The 8,449-nt window shown below is 70.6% G+C and carries 8 protein-coding genes and 1 pseudogene; all 9 read left to right on the top strand.

All coding sequences use genetic code 11. The annotated features are described in order from the left end of the window. Positions 1–106: pseudogene (locus IA22_RS36425) on the top strand (ectoine hydroxylase); the annotation flags it as partial. 291 nt (positions 107–397) lie between these two features. Next, positions 398–1,138, top strand: coding sequence for a DUF1684 domain-containing protein (locus IA22_RS0111280; RefSeq protein WP_030123531.1), 741 nt, complete (start codon positions 398–400; stop codon positions 1,136–1,138). 38 nt (positions 1,139–1,176) lie between these two features. Beyond that, positions 1,177–2,694, top strand: a complete 1,518-nt coding sequence (locus IA22_RS0111275; RefSeq protein ID WP_030123530.1) for an ABC transporter substrate-binding protein — start codon at positions 1,177–1,179, stop codon at positions 2,692–2,694. Continuing rightward, on the top strand, positions 2,694–3,659 hold the full coding sequence (locus tag IA22_RS0111270; RefSeq protein WP_015576141.1) for an ABC transporter permease: 966 nt from the start codon (positions 2,694–2,696) through the stop codon (positions 3,657–3,659). The genes IA22_RS0111275 and IA22_RS0111270 overlap by 1 nt, the downstream gene beginning before the upstream one ends. Next, complete coding sequence (locus tag IA22_RS0111265) at positions 3,656–4,510, top strand: ABC transporter permease (RefSeq protein ID WP_015576140.1); 855 nt, start codon at positions 3,656–3,658, stop codon at positions 4,508–4,510. The genes IA22_RS0111270 and IA22_RS0111265 overlap by 4 nt, the downstream gene beginning before the upstream one ends. Beyond that, the gene (locus tag IA22_RS0111260; RefSeq protein ID WP_015576139.1) at positions 4,507–5,307 is read left to right on the top strand and encodes an ATP-binding cassette domain-containing protein; all 801 of its coding nucleotides are present in this window, start codon (positions 4,507–4,509) and stop codon (positions 5,305–5,307) included. The genes IA22_RS0111265 and IA22_RS0111260 overlap by 4 nt, the downstream gene beginning before the upstream one ends. After that, positions 5,304–6,068 carry an ABC transporter ATP-binding protein gene (locus IA22_RS0111255; protein ID WP_014157674.1) on the top strand — a complete coding sequence of 255 codons (765 nt, stop codon included), beginning with the start codon at positions 5,304–5,306 and terminating at the stop codon, positions 6,066–6,068. Before IA22_RS0111260 ends, IA22_RS0111255 begins: the two co-directional genes overlap by 4 nt. A gap of 432 nt (positions 6,069–6,500) precedes the next feature. Then, positions 6,501–7,034: a transglycosylase SLT domain-containing protein gene (locus IA22_RS0111250; RefSeq protein WP_030123529.1), complete on the top strand. Its 534-nt coding sequence runs from the start codon at positions 6,501–6,503 to the stop codon at positions 7,032–7,034. Between the two features lie 209 nt (positions 7,035–7,243). Continuing rightward, positions 7,244–8,389 (top strand): galactonate dehydratase, encoded by a 1,146-nt coding sequence (gene dgoD / locus IA22_RS0111245; protein ID WP_030123528.1) that lies wholly within the window; start codon positions 7,244–7,246, stop codon positions 8,387–8,389. Positions 8,390–8,449: the final 60 nt, after the last annotated feature.

Below are 8,449 nucleotides of genomic sequence, written 5' to 3'. Positions count from 1 at the left end.
CTTCATCGTCTTCAACAGCGTCGACAACACCGCCCAGGAGCCCTTCGCGGCCCCCGTCCGCAGGCCCGACTTCATCGGCGCCCGCGACTTCACCCCGGTCAGGTAGGCCCACCGGCGACGACGCCCGGGCGCCCGACAGGGATGGCACCCCTCCGAGGGAGCACCCGCTCCTCGCACCCGCGAGGAGCGGGTGCTCCCTTCCGTCCGCCCCGGTGCCGCGATGTCCGGCCCGAGTCGCTCCAGGCCCGGGCGGCACCGCGTCCTTCCGAGAAGTGCGTCTCACCATGTGATACGTACGTTTGACATTAGATGTGCTTATGGTCAATAAAGGTGATGCTTTGGCCACTTATTCACGCCCTGCGTACGCGGGCTGTGAAGGCCGCCCTCGCCGAGACGAATGAGTACTGCCGTGTCCCACACGTCCCCCGACCGCGCACCCGTAGACCCGGCGGAGGAGTGGGACGCCTGGCGTGCCGAGCGTCACCGCGCGCTCACGTCACCGACCGGCAACCTCGCCCTGGTCGAGACCCGCTGGGCGCCGGCGGGTGAGGAGCCGGACGTGGAGGAAGCGCGCGCCGGCCGACCCGGCACCGTGACGGTGACCACGCTCCGGCGCACCGACCTGGTCACCGGCGAGCCCGAGCACGGCCTGCGCCTCTGGGACGCCGACGCGCCCGCCATCCGCCATTTCGACCGGGTGGACGCCTTCCCGTACGACCCCGCCTGGGTCCTGGAAGCCTCCTACACCCCCGTTCCCGGCGCCCGGCGTATCGCCTTCGAGCACATCCGGGACAACGGCGGCAGCCGCGACCTGGTCGTCCCGGGCGACATCACGCTCACCGTCGACGGCCGCGCGTACACGCTCAGCGCCTTCGACGACGACGGCACCCTGCTGCTCGTCTTCGGGGACCCCACCAACGGTGACACCACGTACGGGGCCGGCCGCTTCCTCTTCGTGCGGCGCACGGACGACGAGAGCCGGGTCGTCCTCGACTTCAACCGGGCCTTCGTGCCGCCCTGCGGATTCTCCGATCAGTACAACTGTCCGATGCCGCCGCGGCAGAACCGTTTCCACCTGCCCGTCGAGGCAGGCGAGAAGCTCCCCGTCTTCCGCGACGGCTTCGACGCCCAGCACTGATCACCCCGCAGCTCCCCGCACCGAAAGAGCCCTGATCCATGAGCACCAAGAAGAACGTCCTGTTCGGCACCGCCACCGTCGCCGCTCTCGCCGTGGCCCTGACCGCCTGCGGCGGCTCCGGCGGCACCAGCGCCTCGGGCGGCACCTGGGACAAGGACGCGGTCGTCAACATCGGCTCCCTCTACGAGCCGCAGAACCTCGACAACACCGCGGGTGGCGGGCAGGGCGTCACCGAGGCCCTCAACGGCAACGTCTACGAAGGCCTGTTCAGACTCACCGACGACGGTGAGGTCGAGAAGCTCCTCGCCCAGGACTACGAGACCGGCGCCGACGGCCTGACCTACACCTTCACCCTGCGCGACGGCGTGAAGTTCCACAGCGGCAAGGAACTCACCAGCGAGGACGTCAAGTACAGCCTGGAGAAGGTCCTCGCCGACGACTCCCAGTCCGCCCGCAAGGGCAACCTCGAAGTCGTCAAGGACATCGCCACCCCCGACAAGCGGACCGTGAAGATCACGCTGTCCAAGAAGTCGATCTCCTTCGTCTACAACCTCTCCTACGTCTGGATCATCAACTCCCAGGCCAAGGACCTGAAGACGACCGAGGACGGCACCGGCCCGTACACCCTGAACAAGTGGACCCGCGGTTCCGCCCTGAGCCTGAACCGTTTCGCGGACTACTGGGGGGACGCCGCCGCCAACAAGCAGGTCGTCTTCCACTACTACAAGGACGCGTCGGCGCTCAACAACGCCCTGCTCACCAACGCCGTGGACGTCGTCACCAGCGAGCAGTCGCCCGACGCGCTGGAGCAGTTCAAGAGCAACGGCGCGTACAAGGTCAACGACGGCAACTCCACGACCAAGCTGCTGCTGGCGTTCAACGACAAGGCCAAGCCCTTCACCGACGTCAAGGTGCGCCAGGCCGTGTCCGCCGCCATCGACGACAAGAAGCTCCTGGAGTCCGTCTGGGGCGGCTACGGCAAGCAGATCGGCTCGATGGTCCCGCCCACCGACCCCTGGTACGAGGACCTGACCGACGTCAACGCCTACGACGTGACGAAGGCCAAGAAGCTGCTGTCCGAGGCCGGTTACGCCAAGGGCTTCAGCTTCACGCTCGACACCCCCAACTACGACCCGCACCCGACGGCCGCGACCTTCATCAAGTCCCAGCTCGCCAAGGTCGGGATCACCGTCAAGATCAACACCATCACCCCTGACGAGTGGTACACGAAGGTCTACAAGAACCACGACTTCTCGGCCACGCTCCAGGAGCACGTCAACGACCGCGACCTGGTCTGGTACGGCAACCCCGACTTCTACTGGGGCTACGACAACCCGCAGGTCACCCGGTGGGTCGAGCAGGCGGAGGAAGCCTCCAGCACCGCCGGCCAGACGGAGCTGCTGAAGAAGGTCAACCGGCAGACCGCCGAGGACGCGGCGAGTGACTGGCTGTACCTCTACCCGCAGATCGTCGTCGCGAACGACAAGCTCTCCGGCTACCCCCTCAACGGGCTGAACTCGCAGTTCTTCGCCTACGACATCAAGAAGAAGGGCTGATGGCGCGCTACCTGGTGCGCCGCCTGGCCTTCCTCGCCGTGTCGCTGGCGCTGGCGAGCGTGGTGCTGTTCGTGCTGCTGCGCATGCTGCCGGGCGACCCGGCCAACGCGCTCACCTCGGTCGGTGCCAGTCCCGAGCAGATAGCCGCGGCCCGGCACGCCATCGGCTCCGACCGCCCGCTGCCCGAACAGTTCACCCACTGGATCGGGCAGCTGGCGAGCGGCGACCTCGGAACCTCGTTCGTCAGCTCGCTGCCGGTGGGCCCCGAGGTCGCCGCCCGGCTGGACGTCACCGTGCCGCTCACCCTGGCCGCCTTCGTGCTGGCCGTCCTGATCGCGGTCCCCGCCGGGTTCACAGCCGCCCACAAGCGGCACACCTGGTACGGCACGCTGCTCAGTGGGGTGTCCCAACTGGGCATCGCGATACCCGTGTTCTGGCTCGGCATGATCCTCATCGCGGTGTTCGCGCTGAACGCCGGCTGGCTGCCCTCCGGCGGCTTCCCGCAGGACGGCTGGGACGACCCGGCCGAGGCGGTCCGGTCCCTCGTCCTGCCGGTCGTGACCATCGCCCTCGTGATGAGCGCGTCCCTGATCCGTTACGTCCGCTCCGCCACGCTCGACGTCCTCGGCAGCGACTACCTGCGGACCGCGCGCGCCCTCGGCTCGTCCTTCGGCGGCGCCATGCGGCGGCACGGGCTGCGCAACGCCTCCGTGCCGGTGATCTCCGTCCTCGGCATCGAACTCGCCTCCACACTGCTCGGTGCCGTCGTCGTGGAGTCGGTCTACGCGCTGCCGGGCCTCGGCTCGATGCTCGCCACCGGCATCGCGCAGCACGACTACCCGGTCATCCAGGGGGTGCTGTTCGTGTCCACCCTCGCGGTGCTGGTGATCGGCTTCGTCGCCGACCTGGTCCAGCGGATCATCGACCCGCGGCTGCGCGGCCGGCTCTCGGGAGGTTCCCGATGACCGGGACGGACCTGTTCACCCCGACGAAGCGACGCTCGCGACGCTCCGTCACCCTCGTCGTCGGCTGCGTCCTCGCCGGGCTCATCGCGCTGCTGGCCGCGGTGTCGCTCTTCTGGCTGCCCTACGACGCCGACGACACCTCCGGCGGACGGCTCGCCGGGCCCGGCGACGGCCACCTCCTCGGCACCGACAAGCTCGGACGCGACCTGTTCACCCAGGTGATGACGGGCTCCCGCATCGCCGTCGAGGCGGGGCTCGGGTCGGTACTCATCGCCGCCGCCGTCGGGATCACCCTGGGCGTTCTCGCCGCTTACGCCCAGGGCTGGATCGACGACACGCTCTCGGCGTTCCTCGACATCCTGATCGCCTTCCCGACCCTGCTGCTCGCCATGCTCATCGTCGCCGCACGCTCGGCGACCCTCGGCTCTGCGGTCCTGGCCATCGGCCTGGCGCAGAGCGCGGTCGTGGCCCGCCTGGTGCGCATCCTGGTCAAGCGGGTCCTGGCGCAGGACTACATCACGGCCGCCCGTACCTCCGGCACCTCCTGGCCGCGCACGGTCCTCTCCCACGTCCTGCCCAACATCTGGCCCACGCTGGTGGTCAACCTCGCGCTGCAGTTCGGCCTCGCCGTGCTCGCCGAGGCCGGGCTGTCCTACCTCGGCCTCGGCGCACCGCCGCCCAACGCCTCCTGGGGCCGCATGCTCCAGGAGGCCCAGGCGACCTTCACCACGGCGCCGGCCGGTGCGCTCGCGCCCGGCATCCTGCTCGTACTGCTCGTCATCGGCGTGAACCTCATCGCCGACGGCCTGCGTGACACCCTCGACCCGGCCACCCGGCGGAGGCGCGCGTGACTCTCCTCGACGTACGCGGACTGACCGTAAGGACCGACGACGGGCGGATCCTGGTCGACGACCTGTCCTTCACGGTCGCCGGCGGTGAACGGCTCGGCCTCATCGGCGAGTCCGGCTCCGGCAAGTCCCTGACGACCCTCGCGGTCCTCGGGCTGCTGCCCGACGGCATGACCTCGTCCGGCAGCGTCGAACTCGCCGGTACCCAGATGGTGGGAGCCGCCGAGAGGAGCCTGACCGGCGTCCGCGGACGGGACGCGGCGGTCGTCTTCCAGGAGCCGCTGACCGCGCTGGACCCGCTGATGCGGCTCGGCCGGCAGATCGCCGAGCCCCTCGCCCGCCGCACGGGCCTCACGGGCAAGCACCTTCGCGGGGCCGTCCACCAGGCCCTCGAACAGGTACGGCTGCCCGAGCCCGACCGCATCGCCCGGGCCTTCGCCCACGAGGTCTCCGGCGGACAGCGCCAGCGGGTCGCGCTCGCGATGGCGCTGGCCTGCGAGCCGAAGCTGCTCATCGCCGACGAGCCCACCACCGCACTCGACGTGTCGGTGCAGGCCGAGATGCTGGAGCTGATCGACGGCCTGGTCAGGGAGCGGGAGATGGCCGTGCTGTTCGTCAGCCACGACCTTGCCGTCGTGTCCCGGGTCACCGACCGGGTGCTGGTCATGAAGGACGGCCGGGCCGTGGAGCAGGGCGTGGTCCACGACATCGTGCGCGCCCCACGTGAGACGTACACCCGGGCCCTGGTCGCCAGCGCCCGGAAACTGGAGTCCGCCCTGGACCTGAGGAGCGCGCCATGACGCCCGTGCTGGAGCTGAAGGACGCCGCCGTGCGTTACCGGGGGACCGCGGCCGACGTGGTCGCGGACGTGTCGCTGGCCGTCGAGGCGGGGGAGAGCCTCGCACTGGTCGGTGAGTCCGGCGCGGGCAAGACGACGCTGCTGCGGCTGCTGCTGGGCCTGGCCCGCCCCACCGCCGGCGCCGTCCGCTTCGACGGGGCCGGCCTCAACCCGCGCGACCGTGAACAGATGCGCCGCTTCCGGCGCAGCGTGCAGTGCGTCTTCCAGGACCCGTACTCCTCGCTCGACCCCAGCCGCCGGGTCGGCGCGATCGTCGCGGAACCCCTGCGCTCCCTCGGTCTCGACAGCCGCTCCACGGCCGCGCCCAAGGTGGCCGCCGCGCTGGAACGCGTCGGTCTCCAGGCCGACGCCGTCGACCGCTACCCGCACGAGTTCTCCGGAGGGCAGCGCCAGCGCATCGCCATCGCCCGCGCGACGGTCTGCGACCCCCGCGTCCTCCTGGCCGACGAACCGGTCAGCGCACTCGACGTCACCACCCGGGTGAAGGTCGTCGACCTGCTGGCCGAGCTGAAGCAGGAGCGTGGTCTGACGCTGGTCATGGTCTCCCACGACCTGTCGGTCGTGGCCTCGCTGTGCGAGCGGACCGCCGTGCTCGAACGCGGCAGGATCGTCGAGCAGGGAGCCACCTCCCAGGTGCTCGGCGAACCCGGGCACCCCTACACGCGCCGTCTGATCGAGAGCGTGCCGCGGCTGCCGGTCTGACCTTCCGGCGTCCGGTCCGTCGACGGCAGCGCGCCGGAGAAGCCCCGGCGGCCCGCCGGTGGGGCCCGGCCGAGGTCCCGGGCGGCCCCGCGTCCATCCTCCGTCCGCCCGGAACCGGCCGGTGCCTGTGAGCCCACCCATAGGGCGCAGGTCACACGCGAGGTGCGGTAGTAGGGCGCCGGGCCGTGCCTGACCGCCCCGACGAATCCGTACGGCCCGGTCTACGGGGAGGTGTAGTAAGGCCGGCCGTTGCCCTTGCCGCGGCGTGCCGCTAACCATGGATCGAGTCCACGGGAGCAGCCGTTCCGGGGCGGCCGGCGCGCCGCACGATCCGTACGCACGGATCTCGCCGCGCACGTCCGGTCCCCGCAGCTCCGTGGCGTCCCTGACCCCTTCGCAAGGAGTGCTTCCATCCGTACGTCCGCCCAGTACCTGACGCCCGCCGCCCGCACCGCCCGGATCCGCAGGTTCTCCGTATCCGGACTGTGTGCCGCCGGAGCCGCAGCAGCGGCCCTGACCCTCGCCCCGTCCCCCGCGCACGCCGCCGAGCCGGCCTCGCACGGTGCGGCCGCGTCCGCGGCCGGGCTCTCCGCGCAGGCGCACACCATGGCGGAGAAGGCGCACAAGGCGGGCAGCAGCACCGACTCGGGCGACCTGGACCGCTGGATCCGGAAGTCCCTCAAGATCATGAAGGCCGAGGGGATCCCCGGCACCTATGAGGGGCTGCACCGCAACATCATGCGTGAGTCCGGCGGCGACCCCCACGCGTCCAACGGCTGGGACGTCAACGCCCAGAAGGGCACACCCTCCAAGGGGCTGCTCCAGGTGATCCAGCCGACCTTCGACGCGTACCACGTGGACGGTACCGCCAAGAGCCTCACCGACCCGGTCGCCAACATCACCGCGGCGGCCAACTACGCCGCCGACAAGTACGGCTCCATCGACAACGTCGACTCCGCCTACTGAGCACCGGCAGCACACGGCGCGGTTCCACCCCTGCCAGGGGTGGAACCGCGCCTTTTCGCGTGCGGCCGCGGTCCGGCGTTCCGCGGGGCGGGACCCGGACCCCTTGGCGCACGGTAATAATTCATATTTAATAACGTGGGTGAGTGCCCCAGGGTGCCCGCCGGCCGTCGTCCGGCCGCCCTCCTTCGTCACCGTCGCCGGAGAGTCACATGAAGATCAGCCGCATCGAGACCTTCGCGGTGCCGCCCCGCTGGCTGTTGTGCCGCGTCGAGACGGACGACGGTGTCGTCGGCTGGGGTGAGCCGGTGGTCGAGGGACGCGCCGCCACGGTCCGTACCGCCGTGCACGAACTCTCCGAACTCCTCGTCGGGCAGGATCCGCTGCGGATCGAGGACCACTGGCAGACCATGACCAAAGGCTCGTTCTACCGCGGCGGTCCGGTCCTCTCCAGCGCGGTGTCCGGACTCGACCAGGCGCTCTGGGACATCGCGGGCAAGGTGTACGGAGCCCCCGTGCACCAGTTGCTCGGCGGACCGGTGCGCGACCGGGTGCGGGCCTACACCTGGGTCGGCGGCGACGAGCCCACCCAGATCGCCGAGGCGGTGCGGGAGCAGGTCGAGGCCGGATTCACCGCGGTGAAGATGAACGCCTCCGGGCGGATGAACCGGCTGGCCACCACCCGCGACATCGCTGAGGTCGTCTCCCGTGCCGCCGCCGCGCGGGAGGCGCTCGGCGACGACCGGGACTTCGCCGTCGACTTCCACGGCCGGTTCACGGCGCCCAACGCCGCCAAGATCCTGCCGCATCTCGCCCCGTACAACCCGCTGTTCGTCGAGGAACCCGTGCTGCCCGAGTACACCCACCGGCTGCGCGACCTGGTCGCGGGATCGCCCGTGCCGCTGGCCACGGGGGAGCGGCTCTTCTCGCGCACCGACGTGCTGCCCGCGCTCACGGCCGGAGTGGCGGTCATCCAGCCCGACCTGTCCCACGCGGGAGGGATCTCCGAGGTCCGCCGGATCGCCTCGCTCGCCGAGACCTTCGACGTGCTCCTCGCGCCGCACTGCCCGCTGGGGCCGGTCTCGCTCGCGGCCAGCCTCCAGGTCGCCTTCAGCACCCCGAACTTCCTGATCCAGGAACAGAGCATCGGCATCCACTACAACGTCGGTGCCGGACCGCTGGACTACCTGGCCGACCCGACGCCGCTGGACTTCCACGAAGGGCACTTCCTGCGGAGCACGGCGCCCGGCCTCGGAATCGACGTGGACGAACGCGCGGTCCGCGCCGCCGACGACACCGTCGAGGACTGGCACAACCCGATCTGGCGTCACGCCGACGGATCCTTCGCCGAATGGTGAACCCGGCCCGGCCACCGCACGGTGACCCGGCCCGACCCGCAGAGCAACTCCCATGGGACG

This window comes from Kitasatospora papulosa (assembly GCF_000717245.1).
In the GTDB taxonomy this organism is placed as follows: domain Bacteria; phylum Actinomycetota; class Actinomycetes; order Streptomycetales; family Streptomycetaceae; genus Streptomyces; species Streptomyces papulosus.
This window is presented reverse-complemented; position numbering and strand designations above follow the sequence as displayed.

Excerpts from the sequence above, each read along its gene's own strand:
- IA22_RS0111275 (WP_030123530.1), top strand. The coding sequence starts at position 1,177 with ATGAGCACCAAGAAGAACGTCCTGTTCGGCACCGCCACCGTCGCCGCT.
- IA22_RS0111255 (WP_014157674.1), top strand. The coding sequence starts at position 5,304 with ATGACGCCCGTGCTGGAGCTGAAGGACGCCGCCGTGCGTTACCGGGGG.
- IA22_RS0111280 (WP_030123531.1), top strand. The coding sequence starts at position 398 with ATGAGTACTGCCGTGTCCCACACGTCCCCCGACCGCGCACCCGTAGAC.
- IA22_RS0111270 (WP_015576141.1), top strand. The coding sequence starts at position 2,694 with ATGGCGCGCTACCTGGTGCGCCGCCTGGCCTTCCTCGCCGTGTCGCTG.
- dgoD (WP_030123528.1), top strand. The coding sequence starts at position 7,244 with ATGAAGATCAGCCGCATCGAGACCTTCGCGGTGCCGCCCCGCTGGCTG.
- IA22_RS0111265 (WP_015576140.1), top strand. The coding sequence starts at position 3,656 with ATGACCGGGACGGACCTGTTCACCCCGACGAAGCGACGCTCGCGACGC.